A 15487-nucleotide genomic window follows, 5' to 3' on the forward strand; every position below is an offset into this window, starting at 1 on the left:
CGGACGAGCGTGCCTGTGCGCGCTCCGGCGGATCACTGCCAGGTAGTGCATAGGAGCTCCCAGACGCGGCAACGCGACAGGGATCGAGCCTAGGCCGCGGGTAGCAGAACACCAATCACTTCATCGCAATCCAGGTCGTAGCAGTGCTACGCCCAGCGCCGACCACGAGTCGGGGTGGAAGCCGGTGGATGACCACGAGGGTCGCAAGACACGAGTGGTCGTTGACAGCAGAACAGTGGTGCGACACCAGTAGTGCCAATGGCGCGGAGCAACCGAACGTTGCAAAGCGCACGATATGCGTCCAATACGGAGCGATCCGCACGACGCGAGACAGAGAGTGAGTCACACATGGCGGGACAGAAGATCCGCATCCGACTGAAGTCGTATGACCATGAGGTCATCGATACTTCGGCGCGCAAGATCGTCGACACGGTCACCCGTGCAGGCGCAACCGTCGTCGGCCCCGTGCCGCTTCCGACGGAGAAGAACGTGGTCTGCGTGATCCGTTCGCCGCACAAGTACAAGGACAGCCGGGAGCACTTCGAAATGCGCACCCACAAGCGTCTGATCGACATCATCGACCCGACCCCGAAGGCCGTCGACTCGCTCATGCGTCTCGACCTGCCGGCGGACGTCAACATCGAGATCAAGCTCTGAGCTCGGTAGAGACGGAAGGAAGACATGTCTAACACGAAGACCAGCAAGGGTCTGCTCGGCACCAAGCTCGGCATGACCCAGGTGTGGGACGAGAACAACAAGCTCGTTCCCGTCACCGTCATCGAGATCACGCCCAACGTGGTCACGCAGGTTCGCACCCCCGAGGTCGACGGCTACGACGCCGTGCAGATCGCGTACGGCCAGATCGATCCCCGCAAGGTCAGCAAGCCTGACGCGGGTCACTTCGACAAGGCCGGCGTGACGCCGCGTCGCCACCTCACCGAGGTCCGCACTGCCGACGCATCCGAGTACTCGCTCGGCCAGGAGCTCACCGTCGACGGTGTCTTCGAGGCCGGCCAGAAGGTCGACGTCGTCGGCACTTCGAAGGGTAAGGGTTTCGCCGGTGTCATGAAGCGTCACAACTTCAAGGGAACGGGCGCATCTCACGGTGCTCACCGCAACCACCGCAAGCCGGGCTCCATCGGCGCCTCCTCGACCCCGAGCCGTGTCTTCAAGGGCATGCGCATGGCCGGTCGTATGGGTGGCGAGCGCGTCACCGTGCTGAACCTCCGGGTTCACGCCATCGACGCCGAGAAGGGCCTGCTGCTCGTCAAGGGTGCCGTTCCCGGCGCTCGTGGCCGCATCGTATTCGTCCGCACCGCAGTGAAGGGAGCGTAGTTCCATGGCTATCGCTACTCTCGACGTGCTCGACACCAAGCTCAAGAAGGCCGGCACCGTCGACCTTCCTGCCGAGGTGTTCGACGTTCAGACCAACATCCCGCTCATCCACCAGGTGGTCGTCGCGCAGCTCGCTGCCGCCCGCCAGGGGACGCACAAGACCAAGCGCCGCGGCGAAGTGTCCGGTGCCGGCCGCAAGCCGTTCAAGCAGAAGGGTACGGGTAACGCTCGTCAGGGCTCCATCCGTGCACCTCAGATGACCGGCGGTGGCATCGTCCACGGTCCAGTGCCCCGCAACTACGCACAGCGCACCCCCAAGAAGATGATCGCCGCGGCTCTCCTCGGCGCCATCTCCGACCGCGCACGCGGCAGCCGCCTGCACGTCGTCGACTCCCTCTCGATCGGTGAGAAGCCGTCGACGAAGGCCGTGTCCGAGTACCTGACGAACGTCGCTTCCTCGAAGCACGTCCTGATCGTCCTCCAGCGCGACGACGAGCTCAGCCTCCGCAGCGTCCGCAACCTGCAGAACGTGCACGTGCTGTCGTACGACCAGCTGAACGCATACGACGTGCTCGTCTCCGACGACATCGTCTTCACCAAGGCCGCCTTCGAGGCATTCGTCGCCAGCAAGACCGGCAACACGGCCGCAACCGAGGAGGTCTCGGCATGACCGCGATCAACAAGGACCCCCGCGACGTCATCTTCGCGCCGGTCGTCTCCGAGAAGAGCTACAGCCTGATCGACGAGGGCAAGTACACCTTCCTCGTCGACCCGCGCTCGAACAAGACCGAGATCAAGCTCGCCATCGAGAAGATCTTCGGTGTCGAGGTCGCTTCGATCAACACCCTCACCCGTCAGGGCAAGACCCGTCGCACCAAGTTCGGCACCGGCAAGCGCAAGGACACCAAGCGCGCCATCGTGTCGCTCAAGTCGGGTTCCATCGACATCTTCACGGCTGTTGGCTAAGACGGCCGGGAACGAAGAGGAATAAGAAATGGCTATTCGTAAGTACAAGCCCACGACTCCTGGTCGTCGCGGTTCGTCTGTCGCGGACTTCGCGGAGATCACCCGCACCACGCCGGAGAAGTCGCTGCTTCGTCCGTTGTCGAAGACCGGTGGTCGCAACAACCAGGGCCGCATCACGACGCGTCACATCGGTGGTGGCCACAAGCGCCAGTACCGTCTGATCGACTTCCGTCGCAACGACAAGGACGGCGTCAACGCCAAGGTCGCTCACATCGAGTACGACCCCAACCGCACCGCGCGTATCGCGCTGCTCCACTTCGTGGACGGCACCAAGCGGTACATCCTCGCTCCGAACAAGCTCAGCCAGGGCGACGTGGTCGAGTCGGGTGCCGGCGCGGACATCAAGCCCGGAAACAACCTGCCGCTGAAGAACATCCCCACCGGTACGGTCATCCACGCGATCGAGCTCCGTCCCGGCGGCGGCGCGAAGATGGCCCGCTCCGCGGGTGCATCGGTGCGTCTCGTCGCGAAGGACGGCCCGTACGCGCAGCTCCGCCTGCCGTCCGGTGAGATCCGCAACGTCGACCTGCGCTGCCGCGCCACCATCGGTGAGGTCGGCAACGCCGAGCAGTCGAACATCAACTGGGGTAAGGCCGGCCGTAAGCGCTGGCTGGGCGTCCGCCCGACCGTCCGTGGTGTCGCGATGAACCCGATCGACCACCCGCACGGTGGTGGTGAGGGCAAGACCTCCGGTGGACGTCACCCGGTCAGCCCGTGGGGCCAGAAGGAAGGCCGCACGCGCCACCCCAACAAGGAAAGCGACAAGCTCATCGTTCGTCGTCGTACCGCCGGCAAGAAGCGTAAGTAGGAGTAAGAGAAGATGCCACGCAGTCTCAAGAAGGGCCCCTTCGTCGACGACCACCTGCTCCGCAAGGTCGTCACGGCGAACGAGGCCAACAACAAGAACGTGATCAAGACCTGGTCGCGTCGATCGATGATCATCCCGGCGATGCTGGGTCACACCATCGCCGTCCACGACGGTCGCAAGCACATCCCGGTGTTCGTCACCGAGACGATGGTCGGGCACAAGCTCGGCGAGTTCGCGCCCACCCGCACCTTCCGTGGACACGTGAAGGACGACAAGAAGGGCCGTCGCCGCTAACGCGGTGACGTGAAGGAGGAAGAGAAATGGTGGAGTCGATCGCCCGCGTGCGACACATCCGCGTCACCCCCCAGAAGGCCCGTCGTGTCGTCGCGCTCATCCGTGGCAAGCAGGCTCAGGAGGCCTTGGCCATCCTGAAGTTCGCACCACAGAGCGCCAGCGAGCCCATCTACAAGCTCGTTGCCTCGGCCATCGCGAACGCTCGCGTCACGGCCGACAAGGACAACGTGTTCCTTGACGAGCAGGACCTGTACATCGCGAAGGCGTACGTCGATGAGGGTGCAACCCTCAAGCGTTTCCGCCCCCGCGCACAGGGCCGCGCGTTCCGCATCCTCAAGCGCACCAGCCACATCACCGTCGAGCTCTCGACGCCTGATGAGACTGCCGGCGCTGCCAAGGCCAAGAAGGTGAGCAAGTAATGGGTCAGAAAGTCAATCCATACGGCTTCCGTCTGGGAATCACGACCGACCACGTGTCGCGTTGGTTCTCCGACAGCACGAAGAAGGGTCAGCGTTACAGCGACTTCGTCGCGGAAGACGTCAAGATCCGCCGTCTGCTGGCGACCTCGCTCGACCGCGCTGGTGTCAGCCGCATCGAGATCGAGCGCACCCGTGACCGGGTCCGCGTCGACATCCACACCGCCCGTCCGGGCATCGTGATCGGTCGCCGTGGCGCCGAGGCCGAGCGCATCCGCGCCGACCTCGAGAAGCTCACGAAGAAGCAGATCCAGCTGAACATCCTCGAGGTCAAGAACCCCGAGGCCGACGCTCAGCTTGTCGCGCAGGGCATCGCCGAGCAGCTCTCCGCACGTGTGGCCTTCCGCCGCGCGATGCGTAAGGGCCTGCAGGGCGCTCAGCGCACGTCCACCGTCAAGGGTGTCCGCATCCAGGTGTCCGGCCGCCTCGGCGGCGCCGAGATGAGCCGTTCCGAGTTCTACCGCGAAGGCCGTGTGCCGCTGCACACGCTCCGCGCGAACATCGACTACGGCTTCTACGAGGCGAAGACCACGTTCGGCCGCATCGGCGTGAAGGTCTGGATCTACAAGGGCGACATCACCAACAAGGAGCTTGCTCGCGAGCAGGCCAACCAGAAGTCGACGCGTCCGGAACGTCGCGACGGTGGCGACCGCCCCCGTCGGAACGCCGGTCCGAGCAGCGCCCCCAAGGCAGCTGCTGAGGCGCCCGCCGCCGCAGGAGTTGAGGCATAACCATGTTGATCCCACGCAAAGTCAAGCACCGGAAGCAGCACCACCCCGGCCGTTCCGGCCAGGCGACCGGTGGCACCAAGGTGTCGTTCGGTGAGTACGGTATCCAGGCCCTGACGCCCGCTTACGTGACCAACCGTCAGATCGAGTCCGCTCGTATCGCCATGACGCGTCACATCAAGCGTGGCGGAAAGGTGTGGATCAACATCTACCCCGACCGTCCGCTGACCAAGAAGCCCGCCGAAACCCGCATGGGTTCCGGTAAGGGTTCGCCCGAGTGGTGGGTCGCGAACGTCAAGCCGGGTCGTGTGCTGTTCGAGGTCGCCGGAGTCGATGAGACCCTGGCCCGCGAGGCGCTGACCCGTGCAATCCACAAGCTGCCCCTCAAGGCACGCATCATCAAGCGCGAGGAGGGCGACGCATAATGGCGATCGGATCCAAGGAGCTCACCCCCGTCGAGCTCGACACCTTTGAAGACCAGCGCCTCATCGAGGAGCTCCGCAAGGCCAAGGAAGAGCTGTTCAACCTGCGCTTCCAGTCGGCCACGGGGCAGCTCGAGAACCACGGCCGCCTGCGCGCCGTGAAGCGCGACATCGCTCGCATCTACACGGTCATCCGTGAGCGCGAGCTCGGCATCCGGGCCACGCCGACCGTCGAGGTCGTCGAGGCCAAGGCCGAGAAGAAGACCAAGAAGGCCAAGGCCGCACCGAAGTCCGAGGACACCGCTGCAGCCGACGCCGAGACCACGAAGGAGGCCTAGACATGGCTACCGCTACTGACAAGGCCCCCGAGGGTCACGAGTCGGCCGAGCACGACGTCAAGGACGCCGCTGCTCGTGGCTACCGCAAGACCCGCCGTGGTCTGGTGACCAGCGACAAGATGGAGAAGACCATCGTCGTCGAGGTCGAGGACCGCGTGAAGCACCCGCTCTACGGCAAGGTCATCCGCCGCACCTCCAAGGTCAAGGCTCACGACGAGGCGAACTCCGCCGGCATCGGCGACCTCGTCCTGATCAGCGAGACCCGCCCCACCAGCGCCACCAAGCGCTGGCGTCTGGTCGAGATTCTCGAGAAGGCCAAGTAGGCCTCGCGGCTTACTGAGAGGAAAGCGAACAATGCTTCAGCAAGAATCACGAGTCAAGGTCGCCGACAACACCGGCGCCAAGGAGCTCCTGACCATTCGCGTGCTCGGTGGCTCCGGCCGCCGCTACGCGGGCCTCGGTGACACCATCGTCGCGACCGTCAAGGACGCGATCCCCGGTGGCAACGTCAAGAAGGGCGACGTCGTCAAGGCGGTCATCGTCCGCACCCGCAAGCAGACCCGTCGTTCCGACGGTTCGTACATCAAGTTCGACGAGAACGCCGCTGTCATCCTGAAGGCTGACGGGGACCCCCGTGGTACCCGCATCTTCGGACCGGTCGGTCGCGAGCTTCGTGACAAGAAGTTCATGAAGATCGTCTCGTTGGCGCCGGAGGTTATCTAAGTCATGGCAAAGATCAAGAAGGGCGACCTGGTTCAGGTCGTCTCCGGCCCGAAGCAGGACCGCGGTGGTTACCGCGGCAAGCAGGGTCGCGTCATCGAGGTCCTGGCGGACAAGAACCGGGTGATCGTGGAGGGCGTCAACTACGTCACGAAGCACTCCCGTGTCGGCCAGACCCAGCGTGGAACGAAGACCGGCGGCATCGAGACCGTCGAGGCTTCGATCCACATCTCCAACGTCGCGCTCGTCGACCCGGAGACCAAGGGCCCGACCAAGGTCGGCCACCGCAACGAGGAAGTCACGAAGGACGGCGTCACCAAGACGGTCCGCGTTCGTTACGCCAAGAAGTCAGGTAAGGACCTGTAATGACCGACACAGAAGTGGCGACTGGCAAAATCCAGCCCCGTCTCAAGCAGAAGTACCGCGCTGAGATCCTTCCGCAGCTGCAGAAGGACTTCGGCTTCACGAACGTGCACCAGGTGCCCGGACTCGTGAAGGTCGTCGTCAACACCGGTGTGGGCGAGGCCGCTCGCGACAGCAAGGTCATCGACGGCGCTGTTTCGGACCTCACCAAGATCACCGGCCAGAAGCCGCAGGTCACCAAGGCACGCAAGTCCATCGCGCAGTTCAAGCTGCGCGAGGGTCAGCCCATCGGCGCTCACGTCACGCTTCGTGGCGACCGCGCTTGGGAGTTCCTCGACCGCCTGCTGAGCCTCGCTCTTCCGCGTATCCGCGACTTCCGCGGTCTCTCGGACAAGCAGTTCGACGGCAACGGCAACTACACCTTCGGTCTCCAGGAGCAGTCCATGTTCCACGAGATCGACCAGGACAAGATCGATCGTGTCCGCGGCTTCGACATCACTGTCGTGACCACGGCCAAGAACGACGACGAGGGTCGCGCGCTGCTCAAGGCGCTCGGCTTCCCGTTCAAGGCGGCTGAGTCCAAGTAGGCTGAGCTTCTGCCCGGTCCTCGGTGTATGTCGAGGACCGGGCTTCCGCCCGTTCGGGGCACTCCTGCCCAGAACGGTTCAACCACCACAGGTCGGCACCCTTGCACAGGATGTCGAAACCTGGTGAACAAAGGAAACACTCGATATGACCATGACAGATCCGGTCGCAGACATGCTGACCAGACTGCGCAATGCGAACTCGGCGCACCACGACACCGTGTCGATGCCGCACTCCAAGCTCAAGGTGAACATCGCCGAGATCCTCAAGTCCGAGGGCTACATCTCCGGCTGGGAGGTCGCTGACGCGGCCGTCGGACAGACGCTCTCGCTGAGCCTCAAGTTCGGCCCGAACCGCGAGCGTTCCATCGCCGGCATCAAGCGCGTCTCGAAGCCCGGCCTCCGCGTCTACGCGAAGTCGAACGAGATCCCCAAGGTCCTCGGCGGCCTCGGCGTCGTCATCCTGTCCACCTCCAGCGGCCTCCTCACGGACCGCCAGGCCGAGAAGAAGGGCGTGGGTGGGGAAGTCCTCGCCTACGTGTGGTAGCCAGTCATGTCTCGTATTGGAAGACTCCCCATCGACATCCCGGCAGGCGTCACCATCGACGTCGCCGGTCAGAACGTCACCGTCAAGGGCCCGAAGGGTGAGCTCCAGCTCACCGTCGCGAGCCCCATCGAGGTCAAGCTCGAAGACGCACAGCTGCTCGTCACGCGTCCCGACGACGAGCGCAACTCGCGCTCGCTCCACGGCCTGACCCGCACGCTCATCGCGAACCAGATCATCGGCGTCACCCAGGGCTACACCAAGGGCCTCGAGGTCGTCGGTACCGGTTACCGCGTCGCTCAGAAGGGCAGCGCCGTCGAGTTCGCGCTCGGCTTCTCGCACCCCGTCACCGTCGAGCCGCCGGTCGGCATCACGCTGACCGTCGAGGGCAACAACAAGCTCACGGTCGCCGGTATCGACAAGCAGGCCGTCGGCGAGGTCGCCGCCAACATCCGTAAGATCCGCAAGCCCGAGCCGTACAAGGGCAAGGGTGTGCGCTACGCCGGCGAGATCGTGCGTCGCAAGGCCGGAAAGGCTGGTAAGTAACCATGGCTCGTCCAACGAAGACTGCCGCACGTGGCCGTCGCCACACGCGTCTGCGCAAGAAGGTCGAGGGCACCGCGGTCCGTCCGCGCCTCGTCGTCAACCGTTCAGCCCGTCACGTGTTCGTGCAGGTTGTCGATGACACGAAGGGTCACACCCTCGTCTCCGCCTCGACCATGGAGGACACCCTCCGGACGTTCGACGGCGACAAGACCGCCAAGTCGCGCAAGGTCGGCGAACTCATCGCCGAGCGTGCCAAGGCAGCCGGCATCGACGATGTCGTATTTGACCGTGGAGGCAACCGCTACGCAGGTCGCGTGGCAGCAATTGCCGATGGTGCTCGAGAGGGCGGATTGAACCTGTGAGCGAAGACAACAAGCAGCAGCAAGAGCCTGTGGCGACCGTGGCCGAGGCCCCGGTCGAGACCGCGGCATCGACGGCGCCCACCGGCGACCGCGAGCCGCGCGAGGCGCGCCGCGGAGGCCGCGAGCGCAACCCCAACCGCGACCGCGGTAGCCGCGACAGCGACAAGAGCCAGTTCCTGGAGCGCGTCGTGACCATCAACCGTGTCTCGAAGGTCGTGAAGGGTGGTCGTCGCTTCAGCTTCACCGCCCTCGTGGTCGTCGGTGACGGCAACGGCATGGTCGGCGTCGGCTACGGCAAGGCTCGCGAAGTCCCGCTCGCGATCGCGAAGGGCGTCGAAGAGGCGAAGAAGAACTTCTTCCGCGTCCCGCGCGTCGGCTCGACCATCCCGCACCCCACCCAGGGTGAGGCAGCAGCCGGTGTGGTGCTCCTGCGCCCCGCCGCCGCTGGTACCGGTGTCATCGCCGGTGGTCCCGTCCGCGCCGTCCTCGAGTGCGCCGGCATCCACGACGTGCTGAGCAAGTCGCTCGGTTCGTCCAACACGATCAACATCGTCCACGCGACCGTCACGGCGCTGAAGCAGCTCGAGGAACCTCGTGCCGTTGCAGCCCGTCGTGGTCTCGAGTTCGACCAGGTCGCTCCGGCCCGCCTGCTCCGTGCAGAGGCAGAGGCCGTTCAGGCGGCCGCTGCTGCGAAGGTAGGTGCCTGATGGCCCAGCTGAGGATCACCCAGATCAAGGGCAGAATTAGTGAGAAGCAGAACCAGCGCGACACGCTTCGCAGCCTGGGTCTCCGTCGCATCGGTGCTGTCGTCGTCCGCCCGGACAACGCGCAGAACCGCGGCTACGTGAACACTGTTGCTCACCTCGTACAGGTTGAGGAGATCGACTAATGGCTGAGAAGAACGAAACCACTGAGGAGAAGGCCCCCAAGGCCGCTGCGAAGGCAGCTCCGAAGACGGCTGCCGCGAAGGCCGAGCCCAAGGCGAAGGCTGCCCCCAAGGCTGCTGCCGCCAAGAAGCCCGCGAAGGACGAGCCCGCTGAGAAGCGCGAGCAGGTCCTGAAGGTGCACCACCTGCGTCCGGCCGCCGGAGCCAAGAAGTCCCGGATGCGCGTCGGCCGTGGTGAGGCGTCCAAGGGTAAGACCGCTGGTCGCGGTACCAAGGGTACGAAGGCGCGTTACAACGTCAAGGTCGGCTTCGAGGGTGGGCAGATGCCGCTGCACATGCGCACCCCGAAGCTCCGTGGCTTCAAGAACCCCTTCCGCGTCGAGTACCAGGTCGTGAACCTGGAGAAGCTCGCCGAGCTGTACCCGAAGGGTGGCGACGTCACCACGGTGGACCTCGTCGCCAAGGGTGCCGTCCGGAAGAACGAGAAGGTCAAGGTTCTCGGAAACGGTGACATCTCGGTTAAGCTGAATGTCGCGGTTGACAAGGTCTCCGGCTCAGCTGAGCAGAAGATCGTGGCAGCCGGGGGCAGCGTCAAGTAGCCCTCGGCCGGCTCCGCACAGGAGCTCACTCGGGTGGCCGGCATCATGCCGGTCACCCGGGCCGACCCCGCAACATCTCACAGGAGGCCCCTTTTGTTCAGCGCCATCGGCCGGATCTTCCGGACCCCGGATCTTCGTCGCAAGATCGGGTTCACGCTCGGGATCATCGCCATCTACCGGCTGGGGTCCTTCATCCCCGCTCCGTTCGTGAACTTCCCGAACGTGCAGCAGTGCCTCGCGAACCAGCAGGCCGCCGGCGCATCAGGCCTCTACGAGCTCGTCAACCTCTTCAGTGGTGGCGCGCTCCTCCAACTCTCCATCTTCGCGCTGGGCATCATGCCCTACATCACCGCGTCGATCATCGTCCAGCTCCTCCGCGTGGTCATCCCGCACTTCGAGACGCTGCACAAAGAAGGCCAGGCCGGCCAGGGCAAGCTGACGCAGTACACGCGGTACCTCACGATCTTCCTCGGCATCCTCCAGTCGACGACGCTCATCACGGTCGCCAAGAGCGGTGCACTGTTCGGCAACCAGGGCGGCGTCTGCGCCGACCTCATCACCGCCCAGGGCGGCACCTGGTACGGCATGCTCCTCATGGTCGTCACCATGACCGCGGGCACCGGCCTCGTCATGTGGATGGCCGAGCTCGTCACCGAGCGCGGCGTCGGCAACGGCATGTCGCTCCTCATCTTCACCTCGATCGCAGCCACCTTCCCGGGCTCGCTGGCCGCCATCTGGACCGCGAAGGGCCCGGAGGTCTTCCTCCTCGTACTCGCCGTCGGCCTCGTGATCGTCGGACTCGTCGTCTTCGTCGAGCAGTCGCAACGTCGCATCCCGGTGCAGTACGCGAAGCGCATGGTCGGACGCCGGACGTACGGCGGCAACAACACCTACATCCCCATCAAGGTCAACATGGCCGGTGTGGTGCCCGTCATCTTCGCGTCGTCGATCCTGTACCTGCCGGCCCTCATCGCGCAGTTCAACCAGCCGACGACCGGCACCCCGGCACCCTGGGTCCTGTGGATCCAGCAGTACCTCACCAAGGGCGACCACCCGCTGTACATGCTCATGTACTTCCTGCTCATCGTCGGCTTCACCTACTTCTACGTCGCGATCACCTTCAACCCTGAAGAGGTCGCCGACAACATGAAGAAGTACGGCGGGTTCATCCCCGGCATCCGTGCCGGACGCCCGACGGCCGAATACCTCGACTACGTCCTGACCCGCGTGACCCTGCCCGGATCGATCTACCTGGGGTTGATCGCCCTCCTGCCGCTCATCGCCCTGGCGCTGGTGGGCGCGAACGCCAACTTCCCGTTCGGCGGCGCATCGATCCTCATCATCGTCGGTGTCGGGCTCGAGACGGTCAAGCAGATCGACTCGCAGCTCCAGCAGCGCCACTACGAAGGGCTCCTGCGTTGAGCGCGGCCGGCAAGCCCCGTCTGCTCATCGTCGGTCCTCCGGGATCCGGCAAGGGCACGCAGGCGGCCTTCCTCTCGGAGCGCTTCGGCATCCCCGCGATCTCGACGGGCGACATCTTCCGCGCTCACATCAAGGGCGGCACACCGCTCGGCAAGCAGGTCCAGGAGCTCGTGCGCGGGGGCGGGTACGTTCCCGACTCGGTCACCAACGAGATCGTCCGGGGCCGTCTGCACGAGCCTGATGCGATCGACGGATTCCTGCTCGACGGATACCCGCGGACGACCGACCAGGTCGTCGCGCTGGACGCGCTGCTCGCCGAGAGTGGAGCGAGTCTGGACGCCGTCGTGCTGTTGGAGGCCGACACCGAAGAGGTCGTCGTACGGCTGCTGAAGCGTGCTGAAGCCGAAGGTCGTCCCGACGACACGGAAGAGGTCATCCGTCACCGGCTGGAGCTCTACGCGCAGGAGACCGCCCCGCTGATCGAGGTCTTCACCGCTCGTGGACTCGTCGTGGCCGTCGACGGTCTCGGCGAGGTCGCCGAGGTGACCGCGCGGATCGACGCGGCCCTCGCAGCCCGCGGCATCATCGTTCCGGCCGTCTGACGCACCGACACGTCCACCACGGTGTTCCGGAAGTCGATCTACAAGACCCCTGACCAGATCCGCGCCATGATCGCGCCGGGGCTGGCCACCGCGGCATCGCTCGATGCGGTTCGCGCGCTCGTCGCCCCCGGGGTGACGACGCTGCAACTCGACGCGGCTGCCGAGGCGGCCATTGTCGCGGCAGGCGGGCACTCCAACTTCAAGCTCGTCCCCGGCTATCGCCACACGGTCTGCACCTCGGTCAACGAGGACGTGGTCCACGGCATCCCCGGGTCGCGCGTGCTGCAGGCGAGCGACATCGTGTCGATCGACAGCGGCGCCGAGATCGACGGCTGGAACGGCGACTCCGCGATGACCATCGTGCTGCCCGATCCCACGCGCCCGGAGCTCGTCACCGAGCGCGAGCGGCTCTCTGCGGTGACGGAGGGTTCGCTGTGGGCCGGGATCGCCGAGCTCGCGACCGCCCGACACCTCAACCAGGTCGGTGCCGCGATCGAGGAGTACGTCGAGGACCACTCACCCGAGGGGAAGCCCTACGGCATCCTCACCGACTACGTCGGGCACGGCATCGGACGCACGATGCACGAGGCGCCACCGGTGTTCAACTACCGGGTCCGCCAGCGTGGCCCCGAAGTGAAGCCCGGACTCGTGGTGGCCATCGAACCCATGGTGGTCGCCGGGAGCCCCGACACCTTCGTCCGCGACGACGAATGGACCGTCGCCACGCTCGACGGTGGTTCGGCTGCCCACTGGGAGCACAGCGTCGCCGTGCATCGCGACGGCATCTGGGTCCTGACCGCTCACGACGGCGGGGCCGCGGCCCTCGCCGCGTTCGGCGTCACCCCCGTCCGTCCCGCCTGACCGAGCGGCCGCCCGGTCGCCGTCCGGACCTCGCACGTCCCGGTAGAGTTGCTCGGCATGAGCGTGCCGATCGTGTTCCTTCTCGACGTCCTCCCTGCGGACACCGTCATCGACGACGCCGACCTCGCGGCCACGATCACGCCGGCCGGCGACGGGTCCGGCGTGTTGAGCGTCTTCGACATGGGCCCCGCGCGGGGGGATGGGATCTTCGAGACGATCGGTGTCGTCGGCCGGCACCCGCAGTCGGTCGAGGCGCACCTCGATCGGCTGACCGAGTCGGCGGCGATCCTCGATCTGCCCGCGCCGAACCACGCACAGTGGCGGCTCGCCATCGCCCGCGCGGTCGCGGAACTCCCCGCCGTCGATCAGAGCGCCGTCCGACTCGTCGTGACGCGGGGGAGTGGCGGACGCCCGACCGCGTGGATCTCGGCGACACCGGCTGACGGGTTCCCCGAGCGCGAGAACGGCATCGAGGTCGTCCTACTCGACCGAGGCCTCCCGAGCGACGTGCAGGAGCGTTCGCCGTGGCTGCTCGCCGGTGCCAAGACGCTGTCGTACGCGGTCAACATGGCCGCGCTCCGTGAGGCGCACCGACGTGGAGCGGACGACGTGCTCTTCGTCAGCAGCGACGGCTTCGTCCTCGAAGGACCCACCTCCACCGTGGTCGTGCGGATCGGCGGCACCTTCGTGACACCGCCTCCGTCGAGTGGCATCCTGCCCGGCACCACGCAGCTCGCGCTCTGGGCCCGTCTCGAGGAGCAGGGGCTCCCGCACGAGTACCGGATGCTGACACCGGAGGACATGCTCGACGCGGAGGCGGCTTGGCTGCTCTCCAGCGTCCGACTGGCCGCGCCGGTGCGTGGCGTGGACGGGCGTCCGCTGCCGATGGACGCCGGTCTCACGGCGCAGATCAACGACGCGCTGCGCTCCCGCACCGACTGACGGGCCCTGGCCGACGTTGAGTTGGCGAAACCCGGAAACATAGCATAGAATCGATCTTTGGTGCTTTCTGCATGCCTTCGGCGAGCCGACATCCGCACCGCAATCCATCCGCACGACCAGTGCGACTCAACCTGAGCGACAGTGAGGCTATGGCCAAAAAAGACGGCGTCATCGAGATCGAGGGCCAAGTGGTCGAGGCTCTGCCCAACGCGATGTTCCGCGTTGAGCTGACCAACGGACACAAGGTACTTGCCCACATTTCGGGCAAAATGCGTCAGCACTACATCCGCATCCTCCCAGAGGACCGCGTGATCGTGGAACTGACCCCCTACGACCTGACCCGTGGTCGGATCGTCTACCGCTACAAGTAGGTCGCGCTGTAAGTAACGGCCGGACGCGCCGCCACTATCCGGTGGTGGGCCCGGCACGATGACAGCGAAAAGAGAGAACTATGAAGGTCAAGCCCAGCGTCAAGAAGATCTGCGACAAGTGCAAGGTCATCCGTCGCAACGGCCGCGTCATGGTCATCTGCGAGAACCCGCGCCACAAGCAGCGCCAGGGTTGATCTCAGAGGATCTGCAGCACGCAGCCCTGAGCAACACAGCACCACTCCTCTAACGGCAGTTCCAGATCCCGCAGCACATCGTGCGCCGCGGGTGACACCTCGGGTCGGAGGCCCGAGCACCGGAACTGCTCCACACCTCCACAACTCCTAGGAGAAGCCACCATGGCACGTCTCGCCGGCGTAGACATCCCACGCGACAAGCGCGTGGAAGTTGCACTGACGTACATCTACGGTGTTGGCCGCACGCGGTCACTCAAGACCCTCGCCGACACCGGCATCAGCGGAGACATCCGCGTGAAGGATCTCACCGATGACCAGCTGATCGCCCTGCGCGATTACATCGAGGGCACCTTCAAGGTCGAGGGTGACCTCCGCCGTGAGGTCGCCGCCGACATCCGCCGCAAGGTGGAGATCGGGTCCTACCAGGGCATCCGTCACCGTCGTGGACTTCCGGTCCGCGGCCAGCGCACCAAGACCAACGCGCGCACCCGCAAGGGCCCGAAGCGCACCGTCGCCGGCAAGAAGAAGGCTCGCTAGGCCCCGCCTAGTCGCCTCGTCATAGGACTCAGGAGATATTCATGGCAGCACCAAAGTCGGCCGTTCGGAAGCCGCGTAAGAAGGAAAAGAAGAACATCGCCGTGGGCCAGGCCCACATCAAGTCGACGTTCAACAACACGATCGTCTCGATCACCGACCCCTCGGGCGCGGTCATCAGCTGGGCTTCGTCCGGTGGCGTCGGCTTCAAGGGTTCGCGCAAGTCGACCCCGTTCGCCGCACAGCTCGCCGCCGAGTCGGCTGCGCGTCAGGCGCAGGAGCACGGCATGAAGAAGGTCGACGTCTTCGTCAAGGGACCCGGCTCCGGCCGCGAGACCGCGATCCGTTCCCTCCAGGCCGCAGGCCTCGAGGTCGGCTCGATCAACGACGTCACGCCTCAGGCACACAACGGCTGCCGCCCCCCGAAGCGTCGCCGCGTCTAATTCCTTCGGTTCACCGGCCGTGATCCGTCCGTAGCGATCGTCTGATCGCCGCGGACGGATCACGGCATGGTCCTGGTGACCAGGGCC

The 15487-nt window shown here is 65.4% G+C and carries 28 protein-coding genes; all 28 read left to right on the forward strand.

The features are described from left to right. Positions 1 to 348: 348 nt before the first annotated feature. Positions 349 to 657, forward strand: coding sequence for a 30S ribosomal protein S10 (rpsJ, locus tag EAO79_RS09295; RefSeq protein WP_005050520.1), 309 nt, complete (start codon positions 349 to 351; stop codon positions 655 to 657). Between the two features lie 24 nt (positions 658 to 681). Further along, entirely contained in the window at positions 682 to 1335 is a 654-nt protein-coding gene (gene rplC, locus EAO79_RS09300) for a 50S ribosomal protein L3 (protein ID WP_056008154.1), read from the forward strand. Between the two features lie 4 nt (positions 1336 to 1339). Further along, positions 1340 to 2005 (forward strand): 50S ribosomal protein L4, encoded by a 666-nt coding sequence (gene rplD / locus EAO79_RS09305; RefSeq protein ID WP_124768819.1) that lies wholly within the window; start codon positions 1340 to 1342, stop codon positions 2003 to 2005. After that, entirely contained in the window at positions 2002 to 2301 is a 300-nt protein-coding gene (rplW, locus tag EAO79_RS09310) for a 50S ribosomal protein L23 (RefSeq protein ID WP_056008147.1), read from the forward strand. The genes rplD and rplW overlap by 4 nt, the downstream gene beginning before the upstream one ends. Positions 2302 to 2329: 28 nt before the next feature. Then, complete coding sequence (gene rplB / locus EAO79_RS09315) at positions 2330 to 3169, forward strand: 50S ribosomal protein L2 (RefSeq protein WP_064296701.1); 840 nt, start codon at positions 2330 to 2332, stop codon at positions 3167 to 3169. A gap of 12 nt (positions 3170 to 3181) precedes the next feature. Then, positions 3182 to 3463 carry a 30S ribosomal protein S19 gene (rpsS, locus tag EAO79_RS09320; RefSeq protein WP_064296700.1) on the forward strand — a complete coding sequence of 94 codons (282 nt, stop codon included), beginning with the start codon at positions 3182 to 3184 and terminating at the stop codon, positions 3461 to 3463. 26 nt (positions 3464 to 3489) lie between these two features. Continuing rightward, positions 3490 to 3882, forward strand: coding sequence for a 50S ribosomal protein L22 (gene rplV, locus EAO79_RS09325; RefSeq protein WP_056008137.1), 393 nt, complete (start codon positions 3490 to 3492; stop codon positions 3880 to 3882). Then, a complete protein-coding gene (gene rpsC / locus EAO79_RS09330; RefSeq protein WP_064296699.1) occupies positions 3882 to 4670 on the forward strand; it encodes a 30S ribosomal protein S3 in 789 nt (262 codons plus the stop codon). Before rplV ends, rpsC begins: the two co-directional genes overlap by 1 nt. Before the next feature lie 2 nt (positions 4671 to 4672). Next, positions 4673 to 5092, forward strand: coding sequence for a 50S ribosomal protein L16 (gene rplP / locus EAO79_RS09335; RefSeq protein WP_056008131.1), 420 nt, complete (start codon positions 4673 to 4675; stop codon positions 5090 to 5092). Then, positions 5092 to 5427: a 50S ribosomal protein L29 gene (gene rpmC / locus EAO79_RS09340; protein WP_064296697.1), complete on the forward strand. Its 336-nt coding sequence runs from the start codon at positions 5092 to 5094 to the stop codon at positions 5425 to 5427. The genes rplP and rpmC overlap by 1 nt, the downstream gene beginning before the upstream one ends. A gap of 2 nt (positions 5428 to 5429) precedes the next feature. Next, positions 5430 to 5750 carry a 30S ribosomal protein S17 gene (rpsQ, locus tag EAO79_RS09345; RefSeq protein ID WP_056008125.1) on the forward strand — a complete coding sequence of 107 codons (321 nt, stop codon included), beginning with the start codon at positions 5430 to 5432 and terminating at the stop codon, positions 5748 to 5750. A 31-nt stretch (positions 5751 to 5781) separates the two neighbouring features. Beyond that, entirely contained in the window at positions 5782 to 6150 is a 369-nt protein-coding gene (gene rplN, locus EAO79_RS09350; RefSeq protein WP_064296696.1) for a 50S ribosomal protein L14, read from the forward strand. A 3-nt stretch (positions 6151 to 6153) separates the two neighbouring features. Beyond that, on the forward strand, positions 6154 to 6513 hold the full coding sequence (gene rplX, locus EAO79_RS09355) for a 50S ribosomal protein L24 (RefSeq protein WP_056008121.1): 360 nt from the start codon (positions 6154 to 6156) through the stop codon (positions 6511 to 6513). Further along, the gene (gene rplE / locus EAO79_RS09360; protein ID WP_056008119.1) at positions 6513 to 7097 is read left to right on the forward strand and encodes a 50S ribosomal protein L5; all 585 of its coding nucleotides are present in this window, start codon (positions 6513 to 6515) and stop codon (positions 7095 to 7097) included. The genes rplX and rplE overlap by 1 nt, the downstream gene beginning before the upstream one ends. Positions 7098 to 7242: 145 nt before the next feature. Then, positions 7243 to 7641 carry a 30S ribosomal protein S8 gene (rpsH, locus tag EAO79_RS09365; protein ID WP_064296695.1) on the forward strand — a complete coding sequence of 133 codons (399 nt, stop codon included), beginning with the start codon at positions 7243 to 7245 and terminating at the stop codon, positions 7639 to 7641. Between the two features lie 6 nt (positions 7642 to 7647). Continuing rightward, the gene (gene rplF / locus EAO79_RS09370; RefSeq protein ID WP_064296694.1) at positions 7648 to 8184 is read left to right on the forward strand and encodes a 50S ribosomal protein L6; all 537 of its coding nucleotides are present in this window, start codon (positions 7648 to 7650) and stop codon (positions 8182 to 8184) included. A gap of 2 nt (positions 8185 to 8186) precedes the next feature. Further along, entirely contained in the window at positions 8187 to 8546 is a 360-nt protein-coding gene (gene rplR, locus EAO79_RS09375; RefSeq protein ID WP_064296693.1) for a 50S ribosomal protein L18, read from the forward strand. A 38-nt stretch (positions 8547 to 8584) separates the two neighbouring features. Further along, positions 8585 to 9253 (forward strand): 30S ribosomal protein S5, encoded by a 669-nt coding sequence (gene rpsE / locus EAO79_RS09380; protein ID WP_229939737.1) that lies wholly within the window; start codon positions 8585 to 8587, stop codon positions 9251 to 9253. Further along, complete coding sequence (rpmD, locus tag EAO79_RS09385) at positions 9253 to 9435, forward strand: 50S ribosomal protein L30 (protein WP_079001710.1); 183 nt, start codon at positions 9253 to 9255, stop codon at positions 9433 to 9435. Before rpsE ends, rpmD begins: the two co-directional genes overlap by 1 nt. Continuing rightward, positions 9435 to 10031, forward strand: a complete 597-nt coding sequence (gene rplO, locus EAO79_RS09390; protein WP_079705265.1) for a 50S ribosomal protein L15 — start codon at positions 9435 to 9437, stop codon at positions 10029 to 10031. Before rpmD ends, rplO begins: the two co-directional genes overlap by 1 nt. Positions 10032 to 10124: 93 nt before the next feature. After that, positions 10125 to 11453 carry a preprotein translocase subunit SecY gene (gene secY / locus EAO79_RS09395; RefSeq protein ID WP_064296691.1) on the forward strand — a complete coding sequence of 443 codons (1329 nt, stop codon included), beginning with the start codon at positions 10125 to 10127 and terminating at the stop codon, positions 11451 to 11453. Next, positions 11450 to 12055 carry an adenylate kinase gene (locus tag EAO79_RS09400; RefSeq protein WP_124768820.1) on the forward strand — a complete coding sequence of 202 codons (606 nt, stop codon included), beginning with the start codon at positions 11450 to 11452 and terminating at the stop codon, positions 12053 to 12055. The genes secY and EAO79_RS09400 overlap by 4 nt, the downstream gene beginning before the upstream one ends. A gap of 21 nt (positions 12056 to 12076) precedes the next feature. Then, positions 12077 to 12916: a type I methionyl aminopeptidase gene (gene map, locus EAO79_RS09405; protein ID WP_124768821.1), complete on the forward strand. Its 840-nt coding sequence runs from the start codon at positions 12077 to 12079 to the stop codon at positions 12914 to 12916. Between the two features lie 57 nt (positions 12917 to 12973). Then, on the forward strand, positions 12974 to 13858 hold the full coding sequence (locus EAO79_RS09410; RefSeq protein WP_241161030.1) for an aminodeoxychorismate lyase: 885 nt from the start codon (positions 12974 to 12976) through the stop codon (positions 13856 to 13858). 149 nt (positions 13859 to 14007) lie between these two features. Next, positions 14008 to 14229, forward strand: coding sequence for a translation initiation factor IF-1 (gene infA, locus EAO79_RS09415; protein WP_017885304.1), 222 nt, complete (start codon positions 14008 to 14010; stop codon positions 14227 to 14229). A gap of 80 nt (positions 14230 to 14309) precedes the next feature. Beyond that, the gene (gene rpmJ / locus EAO79_RS09420; RefSeq protein WP_021759549.1) at positions 14310 to 14423 is read left to right on the forward strand and encodes a 50S ribosomal protein L36; all 114 of its coding nucleotides are present in this window, start codon (positions 14310 to 14312) and stop codon (positions 14421 to 14423) included. Between the two features lie 162 nt (positions 14424 to 14585). Next, complete coding sequence (rpsM, locus tag EAO79_RS09425) at positions 14586 to 14960, forward strand: 30S ribosomal protein S13 (protein ID WP_064296688.1); 375 nt, start codon at positions 14586 to 14588, stop codon at positions 14958 to 14960. A 41-nt stretch (positions 14961 to 15001) separates the two neighbouring features. Then, on the forward strand, positions 15002 to 15400 hold the full coding sequence (rpsK, locus tag EAO79_RS09430) for a 30S ribosomal protein S11 (RefSeq protein ID WP_056008094.1): 399 nt from the start codon (positions 15002 to 15004) through the stop codon (positions 15398 to 15400). The last annotated feature ends 87 nt before the right edge of the window (positions 15401 to 15487 follow it).

The sequence above is a fragment of the Plantibacter sp. PA-3-X8 genome, assembly GCF_003856975.1.
GTDB lineage: Bacteria > Actinomycetota > Actinomycetes > Actinomycetales > Microbacteriaceae > Plantibacter > Plantibacter auratus.

Coding starts and splice junctions, on each gene's coding strand:
- rpsJ (WP_005050520.1), top strand. CDS start 349: ATGGCGGGACAGAAGATCCGCATCCGACTGAAGTCGTATGACCATGAG.
- rplC (WP_056008154.1), top strand. CDS start 682: ATGTCTAACACGAAGACCAGCAAGGGTCTGCTCGGCACCAAGCTCGGC.
- rplD (WP_124768819.1), top strand. CDS start 1,340: ATGGCTATCGCTACTCTCGACGTGCTCGACACCAAGCTCAAGAAGGCC.
- rplW (WP_056008147.1), top strand. CDS start 2,002: ATGACCGCGATCAACAAGGACCCCCGCGACGTCATCTTCGCGCCGGTC.
- rplB (WP_064296701.1), top strand. CDS start 2,330: ATGGCTATTCGTAAGTACAAGCCCACGACTCCTGGTCGTCGCGGTTCG.
- rpsS (WP_064296700.1), top strand. CDS start 3,182: ATGCCACGCAGTCTCAAGAAGGGCCCCTTCGTCGACGACCACCTGCTC.
- rplV (WP_056008137.1), top strand. CDS start 3,490: ATGGTGGAGTCGATCGCCCGCGTGCGACACATCCGCGTCACCCCCCAG.
- rpsC (WP_064296699.1), top strand. CDS start 3,882: ATGGGTCAGAAAGTCAATCCATACGGCTTCCGTCTGGGAATCACGACC.
- rplP (WP_056008131.1), top strand. CDS start 4,673: ATGTTGATCCCACGCAAAGTCAAGCACCGGAAGCAGCACCACCCCGGC.
- rpmC (WP_064296697.1), top strand. CDS start 5,092: ATGGCGATCGGATCCAAGGAGCTCACCCCCGTCGAGCTCGACACCTTT.
- rpsQ (WP_056008125.1), top strand. CDS start 5,430: ATGGCTACCGCTACTGACAAGGCCCCCGAGGGTCACGAGTCGGCCGAG.
- rplN (WP_064296696.1), top strand. CDS start 5,782: ATGCTTCAGCAAGAATCACGAGTCAAGGTCGCCGACAACACCGGCGCC.
- rplX (WP_056008121.1), top strand. CDS start 6,154: ATGGCAAAGATCAAGAAGGGCGACCTGGTTCAGGTCGTCTCCGGCCCG.
- rplE (WP_056008119.1), top strand. CDS start 6,513: ATGACCGACACAGAAGTGGCGACTGGCAAAATCCAGCCCCGTCTCAAG.
- rpsH (WP_064296695.1), top strand. CDS start 7,243: ATGACCATGACAGATCCGGTCGCAGACATGCTGACCAGACTGCGCAAT.
- rplF (WP_064296694.1), top strand. CDS start 7,648: ATGTCTCGTATTGGAAGACTCCCCATCGACATCCCGGCAGGCGTCACC.
- rplR (WP_064296693.1), top strand. CDS start 8,187: ATGGCTCGTCCAACGAAGACTGCCGCACGTGGCCGTCGCCACACGCGT.
- rpmD (WP_079001710.1), top strand. CDS start 9,253: ATGGCCCAGCTGAGGATCACCCAGATCAAGGGCAGAATTAGTGAGAAG.
- rplO (WP_079705265.1), top strand. CDS start 9,435: ATGGCTGAGAAGAACGAAACCACTGAGGAGAAGGCCCCCAAGGCCGCT.
- EAO79_RS09410 (WP_241161030.1), top strand. CDS start 12,974: ATGAGCGTGCCGATCGTGTTCCTTCTCGACGTCCTCCCTGCGGACACC.
- infA (WP_017885304.1), top strand. CDS start 14,008: ATGGCCAAAAAAGACGGCGTCATCGAGATCGAGGGCCAAGTGGTCGAG.
- rpmJ (WP_021759549.1), top strand. CDS start 14,310: ATGAAGGTCAAGCCCAGCGTCAAGAAGATCTGCGACAAGTGCAAGGTC.
- rpsM (WP_064296688.1), top strand. CDS start 14,586: ATGGCACGTCTCGCCGGCGTAGACATCCCACGCGACAAGCGCGTGGAA.
- rpsK (WP_056008094.1), top strand. CDS start 15,002: ATGGCAGCACCAAAGTCGGCCGTTCGGAAGCCGCGTAAGAAGGAAAAG.